We start from the raw sequence: 20,550 nt of genomic DNA on the forward strand, positions 1-20,550 counted from the left end.
AAAATGTTAACGTTACAGCCACGGTAATGATAGAAAAGACTTTTACTATATGTAAGAGTCTCTTTTTTTGTAAACGCGACAAAATTTGACAAAAAAAATTGTAGGAACTTGTTATAATTTCTGTTGGAATATTTTGTTTAACGAGAAATGGGTGTATAGCGTAAAAGATTTCGGTGTCATACAAATACATTTTTTGTTTTACATTCAAGGATTTCATAAGAGAAGAATTACAAAAATGAATGACATGGAGAAGTCATAGGGGGAGAGGAGATTTAGCATGAGTATTAAAGTAATAAGAGCAACAGGGGTAATGGGAGGAGCAGCAAGAGTTGCTGTAAAGGTAGATAACGAAGTAGTAATGAAACTTGAGAATAACGAAGAATATACGCTTCCTTTTGAATTAGATGAAGCGAATATTAAAGTAAAACAATTCTTTTTTGGAAGTAAAGAAAAGAAAGTAAAGGATGGCGATGTAGTAGAAATTAAGATAAATAGTATTGCTATGCTATTACTGATGGTGTCAATGATGGCTGTTTTATTTGGTTCGTCAATTGGTATAAATATTGTTGTTTTTGGTATGATAGGAGCTTTAGTTACATTAGTATACGGATTGAATAACTGGTTTCGTTTAGAGGTTAAATAATTATTGTATATATATTTATTTCAGTTGATTTACTATACATGGGATGAAAATATTTTTAAGTGGGAAATGGGGAGAATCAGTATGAAGAAAATGGTTGTAATATCTAGTTTGGCGCTAATAGTAGGTTTAACAACTGGTTGTAGCAGTGAAAAAACAAGTGGACCTAAAACAGTATCTGTAAAAAAAGAAAAAGAGTTAGTAGCGAAAGATATTTTTAAAAAAGCAGCTGACGGATTAAAACAAGAGGAATATCTTACATTGACATCTCTTATGTCAATGAAGGGGAGCGGCCAATCAGAAGAAATTAAAATGAAAATACAAATGGAGCCGAAACTGAAGAATTCTAGAGCTGAAATGAAAATAAGTGGTACAGATATTGTAACGTATGAAGTAGATGGAAAGGTCGCTGCTCAAGTGAAAAACCCTGATACAGGAGAGTTAGTTACGATACCTAATAATCAATTTAATGTAAATGATGTAATGGTCAGTAAAAATTTACTTAATGAGTTAGATTTACCGGAAGCTTTGGCTAAGAAAATGAAAGCAAAGAAAGATGGAGACACATATAAACTTACACTTGAATTAAAGGGAAAAGAAGCGGTAGATACGTTACAAAAAATTAATGGAGATATGAAAAAATTAACGGAAGGATTTAATATGGATGCGTTTAACATTGAATATATAATAACAAAAGATTATAAATTTGAAGAGATGCGAACAACTATAAAAGTGAGTGAAAGTAACTCAGATAAAAAAGCTAGTACAGATAAGGAAAATTTGGATGCAGTTGTGAGTATAAAGATTGATTCATATGAAAAGTTTGATTCAATTAAGTTACCAGAAGGGATTCAATAATTTCAATCGTAAAAGGATAAAAAGGAGCGGAAATCTGTTCCTTTTTTATTTTTCCTACTATTTTTAGAAGATTTATATGAATATAGTTGAACGGTACTTCATTTTTTTCTGGAATAAATGTGAAACGTTGTATAAAATAATCAAGAAAGGCAAAAATTATAGGGGGAAAGTTGTGAAGAAAAATAAGAGTTTAATAAGTTTTTTAGGAGTGTTTATTATGTTGTTTTCTTTTTGTTTTCAAGGAAACGTACAGGCAGATGTAAATACTGTTCAATCTGGAAAAATCAAATCAGGAAACGTAACAGTATGGGAAGTTGGAAATGTAGCGAAAGTATTAGCGGATGTGGAGCGCTTAAATTTAAATACAGTAAATGTACCGATTCAAGTAGATATCTCAAATGTGACTTCTACTAACATGGTAATTAATCAAGCACAAAAGCAACAAGCTATTATTTTAATTCAAGAATTATTAAAGCGTAATATTCAAGTTATAGTGGAACCGTTCCCATATATTCAGCAGGGGAATGTTGGAGAGACAGAATGGAACCCAAGTAACATTAATGATTTCTTCTGGAATTGGAAGACGGTTATTCTGCAAGATATTTTTAATTCCATTACAAGTAAATACAATGTGTATGGACTAAAGATTGCTTCTAATTTCGTGAATATGGAGTATGCAGAAGGATACTGGAGCGATACAATTGATTTTGTTCGTAATCAGTATAAAGGAAATGTTTTGTATCAAATGAACTGGTGGTTAACAGCAAGCTGGGATCCTTCTTATGAAGCGAAGTTTAAAGAGAAAATCAATCGCCCGTATTTAAAAAAGGTGGATATTGTTAGCATAGACAGTTGGTTTGAAGTTTCAGGAAAAAGAAATCCAACATATGAAGAAGTGAAGCAAAGTTTATTTGCGACAACAGTATATAATCGTGGGCAAAATGTTGTTCAGCAATTGGAACAATTACATAATGCAACAGGAAAGCCAGTTTACTTCGGTGGATTTAACGTTCCAGCACGTGAACTTGGATTACAAAATCCATGGAATCCAGATGTTTCAAATGTGTTTTCGAAAGATGTACAATTAAATGGATGGCGTGCTTACCGAGATGTATTAGAACCGAAACCATATTTTAAAGGTTTTTCAATTTGGTTTATTGGCTCTAATGATAGTACACATGCGTATCAAATACATAGTAAAGAAGCAGAGACAGTTATTAACGGGTGGTACCGAAAATAATTTTTATAAAATAGGTAAGTTTTAAAGTTTACTACATATATTTTTAGTGAAAGGCCTTTCACCATCTTATCACCTAGGGGGCAATCATAATGAAATTTTTGTCTTACCTTACAGTAATTTTGGTGATTCTTGGCGGTTTGAATTGGTTATTGGTAGCGTTAGATTACAATGTAGTTGAGAAATGGTTTGGTTCTATGCCGGCGCTTGTGGACACTATTTATTGGCTCATTGGTCTTTCTGCTATTTATCAAATTTTTGATCGGTTCTTTACGAACGACTAGCTATTATTCTTTCATTATTAGAGTGTTAAGTACGATTATGTACTTAACACTTTTTTATATGTCCATAAAAAAGTCTGCACTTGCAAGCGATTCCATCGCGTCTTGCGCCATAATAATAGAAAACAAATTGACCGTATATTATATTTTAGGTTATAATTCAGAAAGTTTAAAAATTAATAAAAATGAGAAATAGGGAGGTTATGAGGGTAATGGAGAGAGTCTATAATTTTTCAGCAGGACCATCAATACTCCCTTTGCCAGTTTTAGAGAAAGTGCAAAAGGAGCTTGTAAATTATAACGGGACAGGCATGTCTATTATGGAAATGAGTCATCGATCTTCTTATTTTCAAAGTATTATAGAGGAAGCGAGTAACTTACTTCGTGAATTAATGAGCATCCCTGATGAGTATGAAGTTTTATTTTTACAAGGCGGTGCATCATTACAATTCTCTATGATACCACTGAACTTAATGAATACGTATAAAAAAGCTGGATACGTACTAACTGGCTCATGGTCTAAAAAGGCACTACAAGAAGCCGAAAAAGTTGGAGAAGTACAAGTAATTGCTTCTTCCGAGCAAGAGAAGTTTACTACGATTCCTAAACTGGACGGTTTATTAAGTGATGAAAAACTAGATTATGTACATATTACAACGAATAATACAATTGAGGGGACAAAATATGTGGATATTCCACATGTAGAAAGAGTGCCGCTCGTTGCGGATATGTCTTCAAATATTTTGTCAGAACAATATGATGTTTCGAAGTTTGGTCTTATATACGCGGGAGCACAAAAAAATTTAGGACCAGCGGGCTTAACGATTGCTATTATAAAAAGAGATTTAATTGGGGGAGCAGATCGCTCTTGTCCGACAATGTTAAATTATGAAACTTACAGTAAAAATAACTCCTTATATAATACACCGCCATCCTTTAGTATTTACGTAACAAAACTTGTACTAGAGTGGTTGAAAGAGCAAGGCGGAGTATCTGCGATTGAAGAACAAAATAGAATGAAATCTTCACTTATTTATCATTTTTTAGATGAATCTAAATTGTTTACTTCACCAGTTGATCCTGCGTATCGATCACTTATGAACATTCCATTTACAACACCGTCAGAAGAACTTAACAATGAGTTTTTACAAAAAGCGAAGGAACGCGGCCTTGTTACGTTAAAAGGACATCGCTCAGTTGGCGGTATGCGTGCCAGTATTTACAATGCGATGCCAGCACACGGCGTAAAACGATTAGTAGATTATATGAAGGAATTTGAGCTTGAGAATAGATAGGGAGATGGGGATATGTTTCGTGTTCAAACGTTAAATCAAATTGCAGAAAAAGGTTTGCAAGTTTTTACTGAAGAACGTTATGAAGTAGGAGATAGAATCAATCATCCAGATGGAATTTTGCTTCGTAGCTACTCTTTACATCAAGAAGAGTTTTCAAAAGACTTAAAGGCGATTGCAAGAGCTGGCGCTGGTGTAAATAATATTCCTGTCGAGCGATGTACAGAAAAAGGAATTGTAGTATTTAACACGCCGGGGGCAAATGCAAACGCTGTAAAGGAACTCATTATTGCCAGTCTTATTATGTCTTCACGTAACATTATTAATGGTGTAAGTTGGACGAAAAACTTAGAGGGTGAAGAAGTACCACAGCTTGTTGAATCAGGAAAAAAACAATTTGTTGGATCAGAAATTGCAGGGAAACGTCTAGGTGTTATCGGACTTGGCGCAATCGGTGCTTTAGTTGCGAACGATGCGTTAGCGTTAGGCATGGATGTTATCGGATATGATCCTTATATTTCAGTTGAAACAGCTTGGCGTCTTTCTACACATGTGCAAAGAGCATTTAGCCTTGATGAAATTTTTGCAACGTGTGATTATATTACACTGCATATTCCTCTTACGAATCAAACGAAGGGGATCATTGGGGAACACGCTGTAGAGAAGATGAAAAGAGGGATGCGTCTATTTAATTTCTCTAGAGGAGAACTTGTAGATGAAAAGGTTCTTCAAACAGCATTAGAAGAAGATATTATTACACATTACGTAACGGATTTCCCGAATGAAAATGTAATAAAGATGAAAAATGTAACAGCGACGCCTCACCTTGGCGCATCAACGTCTGAATCGGAAGAAAATTGTGCAGTAATGGCGGCGCGTCAATTACGTGAATATTTAGAGACAGGAAATATTCGTAACTCAGTAAATTATCCAAACGTAGAATTGCCGTATATCGGAAAGAAACGAATTACAATTATGCATCAAAACGTCCCGAATATGGTAGGGCAAATTACAGGATGCTTAGCGGAACATCATATTAATATTGCCGATATGATTAATCGTAGTAAACATTCTTGGGCATACACAATGATTGATATCGATAACGGAATTGATGATATAATAAAAGAGAATATTGTAGAAAATATAAGCAAAATTACAGGTGTTGTAGCCGTTCGAATGATTGTGTAAAGGAGAGAGGAATGTGGCAAAAATACGACCGTTTCGGGCCATTCGTCCAGTAGAGGAAAAAGCGGCACAAGTGGCAGCTTTACCGTATGACGTATTAAATAGTGAAGAGGCAAGGGAAGTTGTAAAAGGGAATCCATATTCTTTCTTGCATGTTGATAAAGCAGAAATTGATTTAGATCCTGAATTGTCACCGTATGATGATCGCGTGTATGAAAAAGCGGGCGACAATTTAAAGCAATTTATACGAGAAGAAGTGTTCATACAAGATGAAGAGCCAGCGCTATATATTTATGAACTGACGATGCAAGGAAGAACGCAGTCAGGCCTTGTCGTTTGTACATCTATTGATGAGTATGAAGATGATACAATTAAAAAACATGAAAGAACACGTCATGAAAAAGAACTAGATCGTATTCGCCACGTAGATGTGTGTGACGCAAATACAGGTCCGATATTTTTAACTTACCGTACAAAAGATGAAGTAAAGCATTTAATTAGAAGCTGGAAAGAAGAGCATGCGCCAATTTATACATTTACAGCAGAAGACGGTGTTAAGCATGTTGCGTGGAAGATTGCAGATGAAGATGTAATTACGACTTTAGTAAACGCATTTGAAGATATTCCTAATCTTTATATTGCAGATGGGCATCACCGTTCTGCATCAGCTGCAAAAGTAGGACTTATGAGAAGAGAACAATATCCAAATTACACAGGAGAAGAGGAATTTAATTTCTTCTTATCGGTTCTATTCCCTCATGATGAATTATCGATTTGGGACTATAACCGAGTTGTGAAAGATTTAAACGGTTTATCAGAAGAACAGTTTTTAAAACAAATCAAGCAATACTTCTATGTAGAAGAAGCACCTGTTTCTCCGTATAAACCAAATGAACCAAAAGCATTTGGAATGTATGTAAATGAGAAGTGGTATAAGCTTACTGTGAAAGAAGAAACATTTGATGCGAATGATCTTGTTAGAGGTTTAGATGTATCTATTCTGCAAGACCATTTATTAAGCCAAGTGCTTGAAATACATGATCCGCGATCTGATTCACGTATCGATTTTGTTGGCGGAATACGGGGGCTAGAAGAACTAGAACGCCTTGTGAACAGCGGCGAATACAAAGCAGCATTCGCATTATATCCGACATCTATGGAAGATTTATTAGCAATCGCAGATGCCGGAGAAGTCATGCCGCCGAAATCAACGTGGTTTGAACCGAAACTGCGTAGTGGGTTGTTTGTTCATTCTTTAAAGTAAATATTGACTTCTATAGTTTTGAAAAACCGAAATGATTTGAGTTTCGGTTTTTCTTATTTTACAAGTGTTTTTGAGGAGGGGGATCGATGAAATTGCAAGTAGGCGAAAAAATTACCTTTGAAAGAACTTTTACGAGAGAGGATGTTGTTTTATTTACAGAAGTATCTAAAGATGAGCAGGGGAGATTTGTTGTACAAGGGCTTTTAACATCAACACTACCTACAAAAATTGGCGGTGATTATAACGTACTAGCTCGTCAACAAAAAGGACATTCCGAGTATTACAAGAAATGTCCTTTCTGCTAAAATGTAAGGTATTTTGCTAAAATTCAAACTCTAAAATCAGTTTACTAGTTTGACCTGTAAACTGATAATTATAGGACCCTCTCAGATTTTCTAAGTTACCGGTAGCTTTAATAATTGTTCCTGGGGAATCTAAATTTCCTTTATCAAATATTCCTTGCTCTATAGCTGTGAATGTCCCTTGTTGCCCCTTATAAATTCCTTCAAAGTGTAAAAATCCAGAAATTTTAGCCGTAGCCAAGTGACCATCATTTATATTTGAGTCTAGATAATATAATAAGTATTCAACAAAAGCTTTTCCTTTTAATTCTCCATCAATATCATATTCAACATGGGCAATATTAATAGGGAAATCTTTTCTAGTATCATCAATTAGTTTTTCATCCCATTTACTTACTGTAAATGTTACTTCCATACACGTAAATCCCCCTTTATCATTAGATAAGTAATCTCCATATCATTTAAAAAGTACTAATTCACAGTCATATCTTATAGGAGTGTTTTTATTTATTTGAGCCCTGTCATATCGTTATCTTATCTCAGAATCACCTGTGCCTCCCCATGAAGGACTTACTGTTGTCACGGTGTCTCCTGCTTGTAACCTCTTTGGTTTTATTAACATGTTAACTCCGCTGCTACAGAATGTAATGGACTACGATTATACAAACTGTATCATTGAAATACATGATGTATGACATTAGTTTCTTCATCATCAATCCGTTTACCTGCTGGGATTCAAGAATTCAGTCTTAGTGTTGAATATAGGAATAACCTATTTATATTTGAAAATTACAGTATGCAACATTGTATGAGAAAGATGGCTGATATTTTCTGCGATTTGTAACTGTAATGATTACAAGTTGATCGTATTCAATCCGAAAAATAAAATCATCATGAATGGAGAGGTTACAGCTTTTCCTGAACAAGAAAGCTATCGCCTTTAGGCCATGGGATGAAAGTGAGGTTTGATACGGATTGTCACTAAAAATCGCAACGTTCGTGGTACTTTAAGTGTCCGAAGTATAGGCAGTTTCTTCGTTTTTTTTTGATTTTTAGGGGATTATTCTTTGATTAGTAGATAGAGAGGTAAAATAAAAATACACCTGATTACTAGGTGTATTTTTTAGACTTGAAAACCACATATGTATTGGAGATTTCTCTCGGTTAGAGTGTATCACAATAGAAATCATGTATATACATAATATTTGTTACATCGGATGGTTTCCTTGTAAGTATATGAAAATGGTAATCTAAATAGATTTTAATTTTGTTAACTTACCAACCTGTACCATGTTCAGAATTAGCAGGGGCGCCGCCAGTATTGCCATGAGATTCAACTTTCGGAGCAGGGAAATGTGTATGCCCTTCCTGTTTAGGAGCTCCACCAGTGTCGCCGATGTTTAATGCAGGAGCCCCGCCAGTATCGCCAACATTTAAAGCAGGGCCGCCAGTATGACCATGCGTTTCTAACGTAGGAGCAAAGAAGTCAGCGTGACTCTCTTTTTTAGGAGCCATTCCTTCTCCATGAGTATTTGTATAAGAAGGTGCCCAAGTATCCCCTATATTGTATGATGAAATAGGAGGTCTACCATGATCATAAGCAGGAGCGCCACCGCCATCCCCAATGCTTACTGATTTTGGAGCAGGAGTATCATCAACATTGAAAGCAGAAGCGCCACCGTGGTCCCCATGGCTTTCTAATTTTGGAGCAAAAGTTTCACCATGCTCAGCTTTTACAACGCCTCCACCTTCTCCAATATTTACACCAAAAAGACCGAAGCTAAATACCGATAACCCTACAACAGCTGTACTAATTTTTCTTTTCAATCTATCTCTCTCCTTTTTATTGTTTTATTTCATTTTGTCTAAACGTGGTAGATAAAATGAAACGAATTGTAAAAAATCCCAAAAATATTACGATATACGAATGATTCTGTGTAATATTTTGTAAAACCTCCTTAAAATTTGAATTTTATAAAAATAAATTTCGACATAGTTCATTTTTCAACTAGTTGAATAGATTTTGATTGAGTTTTTATAAAGCTATTCGTTAACCTTAGGACCGAAAATAGTTCTTAATTTCTTTATACCGTGGTCATAAGGTTATTTTAGCTTTGAATTAAATTAACTATTATAATTCGAGAATTTAGTCCTCTTGCTATATATTTAAAAGTTACAGTATGCAAAATTGCATAAGAAAGAGGGTTGCTGTTTTCTACAACCTGTAACTATAATGGTTACAGGTTGGTCGATACCAATCAAAAAAATAAAATCATCATGAATGGAGATGTTTCATAATGGGTATGAAAAAATTAATTTTAGCAGGTGCTTTAGGGATCGCAGCATTATCAGGAACAAATTTACCAGGACTAGAAGTAACAAAAGCGAGTGCAGCTTCTATTGAATCGAATTTCTCGACGTTAGAAGGACGAGTAGTAGAAGTAGATAGCGGTGTAATTGTTGTAAAATCTAAGCAATATGAGGAACCGGTTAGTGTGTATATTGATTCACTTTCAAATGTGAAAGTAGGAGATGAAGTAAAAGCTACTGGATCTATGATGCGTAATTTTACAGAATATATGGTTGCAACCGCAGTTGAAAATACAACAAACAAGTTAGGTATGCACATGAAAGAAGATGGCTCACCTAATTATGTAATTGGAGAAGTATCAAAAGTAGGAACGATGGAAGATGAGGGAGACGGTGCTACTAAATATGTTGTAGTTGAGTATCCATCGCTAAATGGGAAGAAAGCTATTATTGATGTTTTCTTAACAAAGGGACAAGTATTTAATGCGGGTGAGAAAGTGAAAATTGATATGAAGTATGTAGGGTGGGGCGGAAGTTCTATTAACTGGAACACAGTTGACCATATTGAAAAAGTTCATGAAGCAAAGACGAACGCTGAAAATAATGATGGTGTATGGATTTGGTCTTAATTAAAATCCTGTAAATAACAAATGTATCATGTAGTATCCAGCAAATGGTGATGTGTATGACCATTTGCTGGATACTTTTTTGCTTTGTATTTTTTGAGAATAAGGGATATCCGACTAGAATATGATGTTTAAATCAGAGCGAGTTAAAAAATACAATAATGAAAGAGGTGTTTATATATGGAGCGAGATGAGAATTATTTACGAGCTAAAAAAAGAGTGGAGAATTTAAAAGCGTTTTACATTCATTTAACGGTCTATATATTAGTTAACTTAATGCTTTTTTTCATAAATATAAGCTCTGATTCAAGTGAATTATGGTTTTTATATCCACTTGGAGGTTGGGGGATTGGTATCGTTATACACGGTTTAACAACTTTTCCATTTGGGATATTCGGAAAAGAATGGGAAGAACGGAAAATTAAAGAGTATATGGAGAAAGATAAGTGAAAAAATCAGAGATTTATGAATATAAATCTCTGTGAGCACACGTTTGATGCGAAGCCTATTCTATAGCTTCGCCTATTTGTTTTGTACTCGAAGTTAATGCGAGTACGTGTTCCTATTCATTTTTAGCATGAATTGCATGTGAAATCAAAACTTTAGTTGTAGTACATAATAAATACAGTTATTTTACTTTCTTAATTACAAGTGGATATAGGATAAAGTTGATTTATCATCCTATATTAAAATAAAAAACAAACCACTGTTCGATTTGAATATTCCACGATATAATGGTGAGAGTTTATGACAGAATAAATATTTACATAAGAAGTGAGGTACTGTATGAAAAAAAGAACGACAGACATTATTTTTATTATTATTGGTGCATTTCTTTTTGCTTTAGGTGTCAATTTATTTGTTATCCCAAACGAGTTTGGTGAGGGTGGGGTAACAGGTATCACGATTATTACGTACTATTTATTTGAATGGTCACCAGGTTTAGTTAACTTAATTTTAAATGCGATTTTGTTAATAGTCGGTTATAAATTTTTAAATAAAATCACAACAATTTATACGATTATCGCTGTAGTGACTAACTCGCTATTTCTTCATTTAACAGAAGGCTGGACGATTGCTTCGGATGAAATGCTTGTAAATGCCATTTTCGGAGGAATATTTATCGGGTGTGGTATTGGTCTTATCATTCGCGTTGGCGGAACAACTGCAGGTACTACGATCTTAGCAAGGATGACACATAAATATTTAGGCTGGAGCATTAGCTACGGTCTACTGTTCTTCGATTTAATCGTTGCATTTTCATCTTATTTCATCATTGGTGCAGAAAAACTGATGATAACAATTATTATGCTATATGTAGCAACGAAAGTGATGGAATTTGTAATTGAAGGGTTAAATCCGAAGAAGGCTATTACGATTATTTCTGATAATCCAGATGAAATTGCCGGGAAGGTGACAACCTTAATGGGGAGAGGGGTTACCGTGTATTCAGGTCATGGCTATTACACGAAAACGCCGAAGGAAATTCTTTATGTTGTTATTAATAAGCAAGAAGTAGTGAAGCTAAAGCGGATTGTTCAAACTACGGATCCGGCGGCGTTCATCGCTATACACGATGTTCGTGATGTGTTCGGAGAAGGGTTTGTTGATATTTCGAAGGCTTAGAAATTGTTTTTGATTAAAATAATCTTAATACTAAAACGTAAGAATCTATTTTGAATAATCTTTTTTCAAAATAGATTCTTTTTCTTTTTCTTGCAAAAAATCCAATTGTTTCTTAATGTAGTGATGTAGAAGGATGAACGAGAGAGGGTTTAATGAAGATGATACATATTTTATTAGCTGATGATGATAAGCATATTAGAGAGTTGTTGCATTACCATTTACAAAAAGAGGGGTTTAAAGTTTTTGAAGCAGAAGATGGAAAGGTAGCGCAAGATGTTTTAGAGAAGGAAAATATTCATCTTGCGATCGTAGACATTATGATGCCGTTCGTTGATGGCTATACGTTATGTGAAGAAATCCGGAAGTATCATGATATACCGGTTATTTTATTAACGGCGAAAGATCAGTTAGTTGATAAAGAAAAAGGATTCATTTCTGGTACGGACGATTATATCGTAAAACCATTTGAACCAGCTGAAGTGATTTTCCGTATGAAAGCTTTATTACGACGTTATCAAATGCTGAGTGCAGATATTATTACGTTGCACGGAACGACAATTGATCGAAAAGGTGTAGAAGTAAAGTGTAACGGTCAAACAATTTTGCTTCCTTTAAAGGAATTTGAGTTATTATCACAACTTGCTAGTTATCCTGGAAGAACATTTTCAAGAGAAGAGCTAATTGAATTAGTATGGGGAATGGATTTTGAAGGAGATGAACGAACAGTTGATGTTCATGTGAAAAGGCTGCGAGATCGTTTCTCAAAACGAACGGATGATTTTCAAATTACAACAGTGCGCGGCCTCGGGTATAAGTTGGAGTTGAAATAAGATGAAATCACTATATTCTAGATTTGTATTTATGACGGTCGGCATTATGCTACTTAGTAGTATTATCGGCTTTTTATTAACGAACGTATATTATCAAGTGAAGTTAAAACCATATAACAGTGAAAAGATTTTAAAGTATGCGGAAGAAGTTAAATCGTTATATGAAAAGCAAAGTGAAGAAAATCAAGAGACGTATTTGCATTCTATTGCAAAATTAGGGTATGAGATTTACATTGTTGATGATCAAAAGAATGGAAAGCGTATCGGTAATGCGTTTCGTAAGACGACAATAAGTGATGATACCGTTCATAAAGTATTGCAGGGGGAGACATTTAATGGTGTTTCTACTTATCCAACGCGCCTCTTTATTACAGGTTTTTTCGATAATGAATTAATTAATAGCGTCGGTGTCCCAGTACAACACGGTGATAAACAGTACGCTTTATTCATTCGCCCTGACGTTCAACAACAATTCGGCGAGATGAGAATTTTTCTAGCGGTATTATTAGGGTTTATCGTACTATTAAGTATTATTTTTATAGCGATTGCAGCAGGTTACATCGTTCGCCCAATCCGTAAATTTACGAAGGCTACGCAAAAAATTGCGAGTGGGGAATATGAAATTGAATTAGATGTAAAACGAAAAGATGAAATAGGAACGTTATCTACAAGCTTCCAAAAGATGACGAAGAGTATTAAAGAACTAGATGAAATGAGACAAGAATTCGTTTCGAACGTTTCACATGAATTTCAGTCGCCACTTTCTTCCATACAAGGTTTTTCAAAGACGTTGCAAACAGAAAAGATGAGTGAGGAAGAAAGAAATCATTACTTACAAATTATTGAGGGTGAAAGTAAGCGAATGTCTAGTTTATGTAAACAGTTACTTACGCTCGCTTCATTAGATAAAGAGGAAAAGGTTCTACAAATAAGAGAATTCAATCTGCAGAAGCAAATTAAAGACGTCATTTTTATGCTTGAGTGGAAATGGCGGGAAAAAGATATCGCCGTTGAATTTAATGTGCCAGATATCACTATAAAAGGTGATGAAAACTTACTTCATCAAGTTTGGAGTAACATTTTCACGAATAGCATTAAGTTTTCAAACGATGGTGGAACGATTGAGTTTTTCGTCGAAGAGTTAGAGTCTAGTGTCATTATTTCTATATCAGACAACGGAATCGGTATGGAAAAAGAAGAAATGGATCGTATTTTTGACCGTTTTTACAAAGTAGATACAGCAAGGACGAGAAACGTAGAAGGTAGCGGTTTAGGATTGTCGATTGTGCAGAAGATTGTTGAACTGCATCATGGAAACGTTTCGGTGTATAGTACGAAGGGGGAAGGAACGACCGTTCGGGTGGAGCTTCCGAAATAGATGGAAAGAAAGAGGCTGTTTCGGAACGGCCTCTTTTTTTTTGGTCTCTAGTATACGTGTAAAGTGAAAAAATGTGAGTCATTTTCATTACATACTCGGACGAGTTTGTGGAGTGAAATCAGGAGGAAGTTTGTTTGGAAATGTAGAATTTCTACATAGTTATAAGGATTTTATTGAAACTGTAACTATTTAGGGAGGAAATTACTTTGAAACGAATTGACGTGTTATTAAACGTACTAGATTCAACATTCGATAAAGAGAGTTGGTATGCACCGTTTAAACATGCTATTGAAGGACTTACAGCCGAACAGGCTATGTGGAAACCATCTGGTGAGGAAACGAATACCATTTGGGAGAACGTTAATCATCTCATTTATTACAAAGAGAGGCTTGCTGCAAACTTGGAAGGCCGTGAATGGACACATAATCTTGACGGAAATGACACATTTTATCTTACTAAGCAATCTAATGATGATATGGAATGGAAGAAAGTCGTTGAACGTTCTGAAAATGCTCAGTGTAATTTAAGACAGGCATTAAGTGCAATTTCCGAAAGAGAGCTTGAGCAAAATTCACTAGAGGGGAAATTACTGGATATCATGCTTCATGATGCTTATCATACAGGACAAATTATTCAATTAAGGAAAATGCAGGGTGCTTGGCCATCAAAGCGTTAACTGCCGTTATAAGTTGGTACTATTGTTGAATAAAATTTAGATATTCAAACGACTTTATTGTTATATTTTTAGTGAATTATTTTACATCCAAAATGAAATAACTATATTTTTAACCCCGTCCCCAATTTAGAACGGGGTTATGTTTGGTTTGCTATAAAGCCGCACCTTTCCCACGCTCTTCCTTAAACCGAACCCCAAAAGTATCCGCTGTAATCTCATCAGCTTTCGGCAAAGCCCGTAATTTCGGATGAAGCAGCCATACGAGAGAGATAAAGAAAATCCCGATGCTAGCGAGCGCAAAAATGAGTTGGCTACTAAATACATTTGCGGTGTATCCGCCAATTAAAGAACCGAATGGCATAGCAATTGTGCCCATACTTCGCATGACTGAATTGATGCGTCCGATATATTGATTTGGAATTACAATTTGACTAATTGTCGCAAATAATATGTTCGTGGCACAAATTGGGATCCAAGCTAGGCCGAAAAAAAAAATAGACAGCCATTGAAACGGTACAATCGTAGAGAGAAACCAAAAGATAGCGCCAGTCGCAAAGCTAATAATAGAAGTGCGGCCAACATTACGTTTGCCAACCCATGAACTGAATAATGCACCGATGAGACTACCTGCTGATATAGCAGCTAAGAAGAAGCCATATGATTTCACGCCTCCTAAAGAATCAGCGAAAGAAGGGAGTATCGCCATCGTCATACCGATTGAGAAATTAGCAACAACTGAACCGATTAAGAATGCGCCCATTAAGGAACGGAAGACAATTGAAAAACCTTCTTTTAAATCTGAGAAATATTGTTTTGTTGAAAGTGATGTGCCCGTTTCGGTTTGCTTTGGCATTTTCAATGAAAAGAACAAAAGGGCAGTAATCGCGAATGTGAAAGAGTCGATCACATATAAAGTAATGGCGCCAAGTAGTGCTACTAATATGCCAGAAATCGTCGTACAAATTAAGTCAATACCTTGATACGCAAATGAGAAGAGTGAGTTTCCTTTTAATAATTGTGTTTTATGCAGTAGAAGTGGTAAAGCTTTCGATTGTGCGGGATAGGCGAATTGTTCGATAAAGGCTACGATTGGCATAATGATGAGTAGTAGTTGGACTGTTAATAGATCGAAGTAGTGTGTAATAGGAATGATTAAAATAAGAATGCATTGCAGAACTTGTGTAATGACGAGGGTGTTTTTAATGGACCATCTATCAACGAATGGACCAGTAAGAAATTGAAGTGCAGAGGGTAATAATGTAAGAAAACCAGCCAATCCAGAATAAAAAGGATTACCACTTAGCTTATATACGAGCCACATCGCGGCTACATAATACAAACTATCTCCTATGTTTGTAAAAATTCTCCCTAAAAATAATAAGAGGAAATTCCGGTTTTTCAATATGTCCATTTAATCTACTCCTTTATAATAAATTTATTCGGTAAAATAAATTTGACCGTTAGTGTAAAAAAAATCGTATTACGATTTTTCTTCTTTTTTCACAAATCGCTGCATTGCTCGTTCGTCGATTTGTAGTGCAGTAGTAGAAATGTAATAAGATTTACTATTTGGATCTTTATCCGCATCTTTTGCGATATCATTTAATTCAGCCATCAATTCATGAAACTTTTTTACCCACACTTGAAATTGTTCCGGCGTAGCATCAAACTCCCAGCAAGATGAAACGTAATTCCACTCAGCCGGGTCTTCGCTTTCTTTTCGTAATATAAAAGCTTCTTCAGGAGCAGCGAGAATATGGTTTTTCGTTGTTTCTGCCATTTGTAAAAAGATTTGGCGACCTGATTCGCTTAACATTTCTAAATGAGGTAATAGGTCTGCAGCAGGGGTGAAGCCTCTAGCGACAGATTGATAGAACTTTTGAATGATGCCATTCTTTTCTTCTGTATAAACAATCTCTATAAAACCATTCTTTTCTAATTCTTTTAAATGATAATGAATTTTCGCCCTTGGAATGCCGAATTTCTCAGATAGTAATTGTCCTGTATAAGGACGTTCGCATAGACGCATCATCATTTCGACACGTAGTGGATCGCTTATTGCTTTTAGTTGGCTATAAGTAGTGAGTGTTAACATGGGCTTCAAAATGATCAACTCCTTAAATGGAATTACTCGGTCAAGATTATTTGACTGAATTGTATCAAGGATTTTAGTTATTTTCAATACTTTCTGAAAATTAAATCTTCCTCTCTGTAATCTTCTGTTCATATTCCGTTCATATTTCTTTTTTATGATAAGTGCATAGAAAGAAAGAGGAAGGAGCGAGCGAAATGTTTTTAGCTCTGCGTGAATTGAAACAATCAAAATTAAGATACGGATTAATCGGACTGATTATGGTGTTATTATCATTTTTAGTTCTTGTTATTTCAGGATTAGCAAATGGACTATCATATGATAATGCTTCATCGATTCAAAATATGGAGGCAAATAAGTTCGTTTTAGCAGATGATGCGGAAAATAAATTACTTCGTTCACAAATTAAGAAAGACGATGTAGATAACGTAGTAAATCAAGTAGGCGAGAAAGAAGCCGTTCCGTTTCGTGTGAAAGTTTCAACATATGAAAAGAAAGATAGTTCGAAAAAGGTTGATATCGCTATTTTCTCAAGTGAACGGGATTCATTTTTAGAACCGAAAATTGTAAAAGGGGAGAAATTAGGTACAGCAAACAACGAGATGGTTGCTGACGAATCAATTAAAGAAAAAGGAATTGATATTGGAGATACAATTATTGATCCTGTTTCAAAGAAAGAATTTATAATCGTTGGATTTACGAAAGATCAAATGTTTAGCCATACACCAGTCGTTTATGTAAATGAAGACGTATGGGGTGCTATTTCACAACCAAACCAAAAAGATTATAGTGCAATTGCACTTAACACAGATAAAGAGATTAAAAATGCACACGTAATTGACAAAAAAGAAGTGCTACAAAGTATTCCAGGATTTAAAGAAGAACAAGGAACATTAACGATGATCATTGCGTTCTTACTTGTTATCGCTGCATTACTAATCGGTGTATTCTTCTACGTTATTACACTGCAAAAAACACAGCAATTAGGCGTATTAAAAGCAATTGGTACGAAGAACTCTTATTTAGCAAATAGCTTAGTCGTACAGGCGTTATTCTTATCAGTCGTTGCGATGGTAATAAGTATTGTTCTTGTACAAGGGTTAGAACAAATTTTACCAGCTGGTATGCCATTCTTATTAACAACACCGATGATTGCACAATATGCGGCAATCTTTATCGTTATTAGTATTTTAGGAACACTTATTTCGTTATATCAAGTATTAAAAGTTGATGCATTAGAAGCAATTGGAGGCGGGATGTAATGACTTCATTATTAAAATTAGACAAAGTAAGTAAAGTGTACGGAGAAGGAAATACGGAAGTAACAGCCCTTCATCCGATGTCGCTTGATGTGAAAGCTGGAGAGTTTATCGGAATCGTTGGTCCTTCTGGATCAGGGAAAAGTACGTTATTATCAATCGCTGGTGCTTTATTATCACCGTCAAAAGGGGATATTTACATTCGCGAGCAAAATATTACGAAGCTATCAGAAAAGGAAATGACAGACATTCGTTTGAAAAAAATCGGCTTCATTTTCCAGTTTGCAAACCTTGTTCCATATTTAAATGTGAAAGAACAGTTACTTTACATTGCAAAGCTAAAAAAAGAAAGTAAACAAGAATCCGGAAAGCGTGCAGATCATTTATTAGCGGCATTTGGATTAGGAGAAAGAAAGAATCATTATCCAAATCAACTATCTGGCGGGGAAAAACAAAGGGTAGCAATCGCTCGTGCGTTCATGAACAACCCAGATTTAATATTAGCGGATGAGCCAACGGCAAGCTTAGACTCAAAACGCGCACGTGAAGTTGTTGAAATGATGAAACGCGAAGTGAAAGAGAGCCAAAAAGCAGCAATTATGATTACACATGATGAAAGAATGCTTGATGTATGTGATCGTATATTGACGCTTCGAGATGGACAGTTAATATAAAAAAGGAAAACCGTACATGTATGTGCGGTTTTCCTTTTTTTATGGACTTATTTAGAGAATAACGTTTTAATTTTATTACGAGTAAGTAATAAAACACCGCCTAATACAGATAGCATTCCTAGAGCCATATTGTTTGATTGCTCGCTACCAGCGTTAGGAAGTTCTTTAGCGTTATTGTTTTTAGTACCATTATCTGCTTGCGTTTGTTTAGACTGTGATACTTCATTAATCTTGTTATCAACATTTTGCTTCGTTGTATGTAACTCAGCTAATTTGTCGTCAATTTTTTTCTCAGTATGCTTAAAGTCGTTGATTTTAATATCTAAGTCTTGTTTTTTCTTTGATAAATCATCTGAAACAGTTTGTTTCGATTGTTTAATTTCGTTAATTTTATTAATTAAATCTTGTCTAGCTTCTTGTAAAACAGCTAGTTTGTTTTTTACATCTTGTTTAGCTAATTCTAAGTTAGCGGAAAGACTGTCTAAATTGCCTTTAATTTTCTTAAGTTCCTCTAACGTGTTACCGGTATTCGGCTTGTTTTCTTTTAGTTCAGCGAGTTTGTCCTCAGCAGTTTGTTTCGCTTTTTTTAACTCAGCTAATTTTTCATCTACTTGTTTTTTAACTTCCTTAAGTTCATTAACCTTTTGATCAATGTTCTCTTTATGTTGCTTCATTTCATTCACTTTTTCATCGACAGTTTGTTTATGTTCTTTAATCTCATTCACTTTGTTATCGATATTTTGCTTATGTTCTTTTACTTCAGCAACTTTATCTTCTACTTGTTTTTTATGCTCTTTAATTTCAGCGATTTTATCTTCTGCGATTTGTTTGTCTTGCTGAAGTTTTGCATCTAACTCTTGTTTATGTTGTTTAATCTCGTTAATTTTTTCATCAGCAACTTGTTTACGTTCATGTAGTTCATTTACCTTCGTATCAACATTTTCCTTAACCTTGTTAAGTTCATTCAATGTTTGATCCACGTTTTCTTTGTGTTGCTGTAATTTCGCATCTAACTCTTGTTTATGTTGCTTAATTTCAGCTAATCGATCTCCCGTACTTTGCTGAGGAGTAGCATCATTTACTTCCGCATGAGCAGGGTTCGCGCCAGCAATCATTGCTAAAGCTAGTGTAGACGCAGCAATTGTTTGTTTTGTTTTCATATTTTTGTACCTCTTTTCTTTCATATGCATGAACTGTTTTGTGTAAAAATGAGCATATAGAAGTAGATTCTTCCATCATTATATACCATCTGCGCCGTCTAGAGGAAGTATTTGCATAATAATCTATGATTATGTAATTTTTATAATCTCTTATTTTGGAGTAGGGGATAAATCTTTAGCTAGATGAACAATTTCTTCAATAGTAAAGCTTATATCTTTATTATTGCGAATAACAAACAAATAATCAGCCTCATTTTCTATAGGATCTACCACATCATCGTGAAATGATTCAGTTTATTGTCGATCAAATACTTCTTTGAAACTAGAATATCCACCTCTAAAAATATTGGTACTTCGCGTGCTTCGAGCCACTCTTTCGTAAAGTACATCATCTGGAATGTCAAAATGAACGAGTATGCGTACATATTCATTCTGTGGAAATAATTCGTTTAGTAAATATAACCTTCCATTTTTACTGCGATTGGAGTTACTAATAATAAGGTGTAAATTTGAATGTTCTTTCGCATAATCAACAATGAATTTTGAAAGACCGTGCTTAAATGTATTAGGGCCTTTAGCCGGCTGTAATTTTTCGTAATGCGTGTTAATAAATTCAGCTTGATTATCTTGATCCATAACGAAAGAGTGGGGTAACTCTTTTTCTAATGCTCTTGCAAATGTAGTTTTTCCACTGTGTGTTTTTCCAACTGTAATGATGACTAATCTTTTCATGACGCCCTCCATTTGTATTGTTATGAACTGGAATATTCGGTGTAGATCGAAATCTTCCTGCTAGAGATTACACAAATTGTTGAGCGTTAGTAGGCTGAAAACTTGACAAAAAAACTTATTTATGCTA

Annotated in this window: 20 protein-coding genes and 2 pseudogenes; 16 read left to right on the forward strand and 6 right to left on the reverse strand. The window is 34.9% G+C overall.

All coding sequences use genetic code 11. The features are described 5' to 3' along the window. Positions 1 to 277 precede the first annotated feature (277 nt). The 8 genes and pseudogenes from QO049_RS17145 to QO049_RS17180 form a co-directional block, all read left to right on the forward strand. Positions 278 to 643, forward strand: a complete 366-nt coding sequence (locus QO049_RS17145; protein ID WP_000025025.1) for a hypothetical protein — start codon at positions 278 to 280, stop codon at positions 641 to 643. Between the two features lie 81 nt (positions 644 to 724). Next, the gene (locus QO049_RS17150) at positions 725 to 1,498 is read left to right on the forward strand and encodes a DUF6612 family protein (protein ID WP_084064124.1); all 774 of its coding nucleotides are present in this window, start codon (positions 725 to 727) and stop codon (positions 1,496 to 1,498) included. 172 nt (positions 1,499 to 1,670) lie between these two features. After that, positions 1,671 to 2,738 carry a glycoside hydrolase family 113 gene (locus QO049_RS17155; protein WP_118414756.1) on the forward strand — a complete coding sequence of 356 codons (1,068 nt, stop codon included), beginning with the start codon at positions 1,671 to 1,673 and terminating at the stop codon, positions 2,736 to 2,738. Between the two features lie 89 nt (positions 2,739 to 2,827). Continuing rightward, positions 2,828 to 3,019, forward strand: a complete 192-nt coding sequence (locus QO049_RS17160) for a DUF378 domain-containing protein (RefSeq protein ID WP_000670805.1) — start codon at positions 2,828 to 2,830, stop codon at positions 3,017 to 3,019. 209 nt (positions 3,020 to 3,228) lie between these two features. Further along, positions 3,229 to 4,311, forward strand: coding sequence for a 3-phosphoserine/phosphohydroxythreonine transaminase (gene serC / locus QO049_RS17165; protein ID WP_118414755.1), 1,083 nt, complete (start codon positions 3,229 to 3,231; stop codon positions 4,309 to 4,311). 12 nt (positions 4,312 to 4,323) lie between these two features. Continuing rightward, entirely contained in the window at positions 4,324 to 5,496 is a 1,173-nt protein-coding gene (locus QO049_RS17170; protein WP_000490230.1) for a 3-phosphoglycerate dehydrogenase family protein, read from the forward strand. Between the two features lie 13 nt (positions 5,497 to 5,509). After that, entirely contained in the window at positions 5,510 to 6,757 is a 1,248-nt protein-coding gene (locus QO049_RS17175; protein ID WP_001063069.1) for a DUF1015 domain-containing protein, read from the forward strand. An 86-nt stretch (positions 6,758 to 6,843) separates the two neighbouring features. Beyond that, positions 6,844 to 7,017 (forward strand): annotated as a pseudogene (locus QO049_RS17180) (hotdog family protein); the annotation flags it as partial. Between the two features lie 61 nt (positions 7,018 to 7,078). On the opposite strand, the gene QO049_RS17185 reads toward QO049_RS17180, so the two are convergent. Next, a complete protein-coding gene (locus QO049_RS17185) occupies positions 7,079 to 7,474 on the reverse strand; it encodes a DUF3224 domain-containing protein (RefSeq protein WP_000454079.1) in 396 nt (131 codons plus the stop codon). 860 nt (positions 7,475 to 8,334) lie between these two features. Then, positions 8,335 to 8,886: a hypothetical protein gene (locus QO049_RS17190; protein WP_246960541.1), complete on the reverse strand. Its 552-nt coding sequence runs from the start codon at positions 8,884 to 8,886 to the stop codon at positions 8,335 to 8,337. Between the two features lie 470 nt (positions 8,887 to 9,356). Between QO049_RS17190 and QO049_RS17195 the strand changes: the two genes are divergently transcribed. The 6 genes from QO049_RS17195 to QO049_RS17220 all read left to right on the forward strand — a co-directional run bounded on the left by QO049_RS17195 (position 9,357) and on the right by QO049_RS17220 (position 14,506). Continuing rightward, positions 9,357 to 9,998 carry an ATP F0F1 synthase subunit alpha gene (locus tag QO049_RS17195; protein WP_098207461.1) on the forward strand — a complete coding sequence of 214 codons (642 nt, stop codon included), beginning with the start codon at positions 9,357 to 9,359 and terminating at the stop codon, positions 9,996 to 9,998. 177 nt (positions 9,999 to 10,175) lie between these two features. Beyond that, positions 10,176 to 10,445 (forward strand): 2TM domain-containing protein, encoded by a 270-nt coding sequence (locus tag QO049_RS17200; RefSeq protein WP_000438992.1) that lies wholly within the window; start codon positions 10,176 to 10,178, stop codon positions 10,443 to 10,445. Between the two features lie 336 nt (positions 10,446 to 10,781). Beyond that, positions 10,782 to 11,621, forward strand: a complete 840-nt coding sequence (locus QO049_RS17205) for a YitT family protein (protein ID WP_000747492.1) — start codon at positions 10,782 to 10,784, stop codon at positions 11,619 to 11,621. A gap of 152 nt (positions 11,622 to 11,773) precedes the next feature. Then, positions 11,774 to 12,451: a response regulator transcription factor gene (locus QO049_RS17210; RefSeq protein WP_000781961.1), complete on the forward strand. Its 678-nt coding sequence runs from the start codon at positions 11,774 to 11,776 to the stop codon at positions 12,449 to 12,451. 1 nt (position 12,452) lies between these two features. Beyond that, positions 12,453 to 13,829, forward strand: coding sequence for a sensor histidine kinase (locus QO049_RS17215; protein ID WP_000839528.1), 1,377 nt, complete (start codon positions 12,453 to 12,455; stop codon positions 13,827 to 13,829). Positions 13,830 to 14,035: 206 nt separating this feature from the next. Then, entirely contained in the window at positions 14,036 to 14,506 is a 471-nt protein-coding gene (locus QO049_RS17220) for a DinB family protein (RefSeq protein WP_000821015.1), read from the forward strand. 151 nt (positions 14,507 to 14,657) lie between these two features. Here QO049_RS17220 and QO049_RS17225 read toward each other — a convergent pair whose 3' ends face one another. Beyond that, the gene (locus QO049_RS17225; RefSeq protein ID WP_284489359.1) at positions 14,658 to 15,917 is read right to left on the reverse strand and encodes an MFS transporter; all 1,260 of its coding nucleotides are present in this window, start codon (positions 15,915 to 15,917) and stop codon (positions 14,658 to 14,660) included. 69 nt (positions 15,918 to 15,986) lie between these two features. Next, positions 15,987 to 16,610 carry an ArsR/SmtB family transcription factor gene (locus QO049_RS17230; RefSeq protein ID WP_000803871.1) on the reverse strand — a complete coding sequence of 208 codons (624 nt, stop codon included), beginning with the start codon at positions 16,608 to 16,610 and terminating at the stop codon, positions 15,987 to 15,989. A gap of 185 nt (positions 16,611 to 16,795) precedes the next feature. Between QO049_RS17230 and QO049_RS17235 the strand changes: the two genes are divergently transcribed. Beyond that, the gene (locus QO049_RS17235) at positions 16,796 to 17,860 is read left to right on the forward strand and encodes an ABC transporter permease (protein WP_284489360.1); all 1,065 of its coding nucleotides are present in this window, start codon (positions 16,796 to 16,798) and stop codon (positions 17,858 to 17,860) included. After that, positions 17,860 to 18,531 (forward strand): ABC transporter ATP-binding protein, encoded by a 672-nt coding sequence (locus QO049_RS17240; protein ID WP_000202607.1) that lies wholly within the window; start codon positions 17,860 to 17,862, stop codon positions 18,529 to 18,531. Before QO049_RS17235 ends, QO049_RS17240 begins: the two co-directional genes overlap by 1 nt. A 47-nt stretch (positions 18,532 to 18,578) precedes the next feature. Here the strand turns inward: QO049_RS17240 and QO049_RS17245 are convergent, their stop codons facing one another. Both QO049_RS17245 and QO049_RS17250 read right to left on the reverse strand, forming a co-directional pair. Continuing rightward, positions 18,579 to 19,691: an LPXTG cell wall anchor domain-containing protein gene (locus tag QO049_RS17245; protein ID WP_016118247.1), complete on the reverse strand. Its 1,113-nt coding sequence runs from the start codon at positions 19,689 to 19,691 to the stop codon at positions 18,579 to 18,581. Between the two features lie 150 nt (positions 19,692 to 19,841). After that, positions 19,842 to 20,423, reverse strand: a pseudogene (locus QO049_RS17250) (ATP-binding protein). Between the last annotated feature and the right edge of the window lie 127 nt (positions 20,424 to 20,550).

This window comes from Bacillus sp. RB3 (assembly GCF_030164735.1).
GTDB classification, from domain to species: Bacteria; Bacillota; Bacilli; order Bacillales; family Bacillaceae_G; genus Bacillus_A; species Bacillus_A cereus.

Coding starts and splice junctions, on each gene's coding strand:
- serC (WP_118414755.1), top strand. CDS start 3,229: ATGGAGAGAGTCTATAATTTTTCAGCAGGACCATCAATACTCCCTTTG.
- QO049_RS17160 (WP_000670805.1), top strand. CDS start 2,828: ATGAAATTTTTGTCTTACCTTACAGTAATTTTGGTGATTCTTGGCGGT.
- QO049_RS17200 (WP_000438992.1), top strand. CDS start 10,176: ATGGAGCGAGATGAGAATTATTTACGAGCTAAAAAAAGAGTGGAGAAT.
- QO049_RS17235 (WP_284489360.1), top strand. CDS start 16,796: ATGTTTTTAGCTCTGCGTGAATTGAAACAATCAAAATTAAGATACGGA.
- QO049_RS17210 (WP_000781961.1), top strand. CDS start 11,774: ATGAAGATGATACATATTTTATTAGCTGATGATGATAAGCATATTAGA.
- QO049_RS17205 (WP_000747492.1), top strand. CDS start 10,782: ATGAAAAAAAGAACGACAGACATTATTTTTATTATTATTGGTGCATTT.
- QO049_RS17145 (WP_000025025.1), top strand. CDS start 278: ATGAGTATTAAAGTAATAAGAGCAACAGGGGTAATGGGAGGAGCAGCA.
- QO049_RS17215 (WP_000839528.1), top strand. CDS start 12,453: ATGAAATCACTATATTCTAGATTTGTATTTATGACGGTCGGCATTATG.
- QO049_RS17185 (WP_000454079.1), bottom strand. CDS start 7,474: ATGGAAGTAACATTTACAGTAAGTAAATGGGATGAAAAACTAATTGAT.
- QO049_RS17245 (WP_016118247.1), bottom strand. CDS start 19,691: ATGAAAACAAAACAAACAATTGCTGCGTCTACACTAGCTTTAGCAATG.
- QO049_RS17170 (WP_000490230.1), top strand. CDS start 4,324: ATGTTTCGTGTTCAAACGTTAAATCAAATTGCAGAAAAAGGTTTGCAA.
- QO049_RS17150 (WP_084064124.1), top strand. CDS start 725: ATGAAGAAAATGGTTGTAATATCTAGTTTGGCGCTAATAGTAGGTTTA.
- QO049_RS17225 (WP_284489359.1), bottom strand. CDS start 15,917: ATGGACATATTGAAAAACCGGAATTTCCTCTTATTATTTTTAGGGAGA.
- QO049_RS17195 (WP_098207461.1), top strand. CDS start 9,357: ATGGGTATGAAAAAATTAATTTTAGCAGGTGCTTTAGGGATCGCAGCA.
- QO049_RS17240 (WP_000202607.1), top strand. CDS start 17,860: ATGACTTCATTATTAAAATTAGACAAAGTAAGTAAAGTGTACGGAGAA.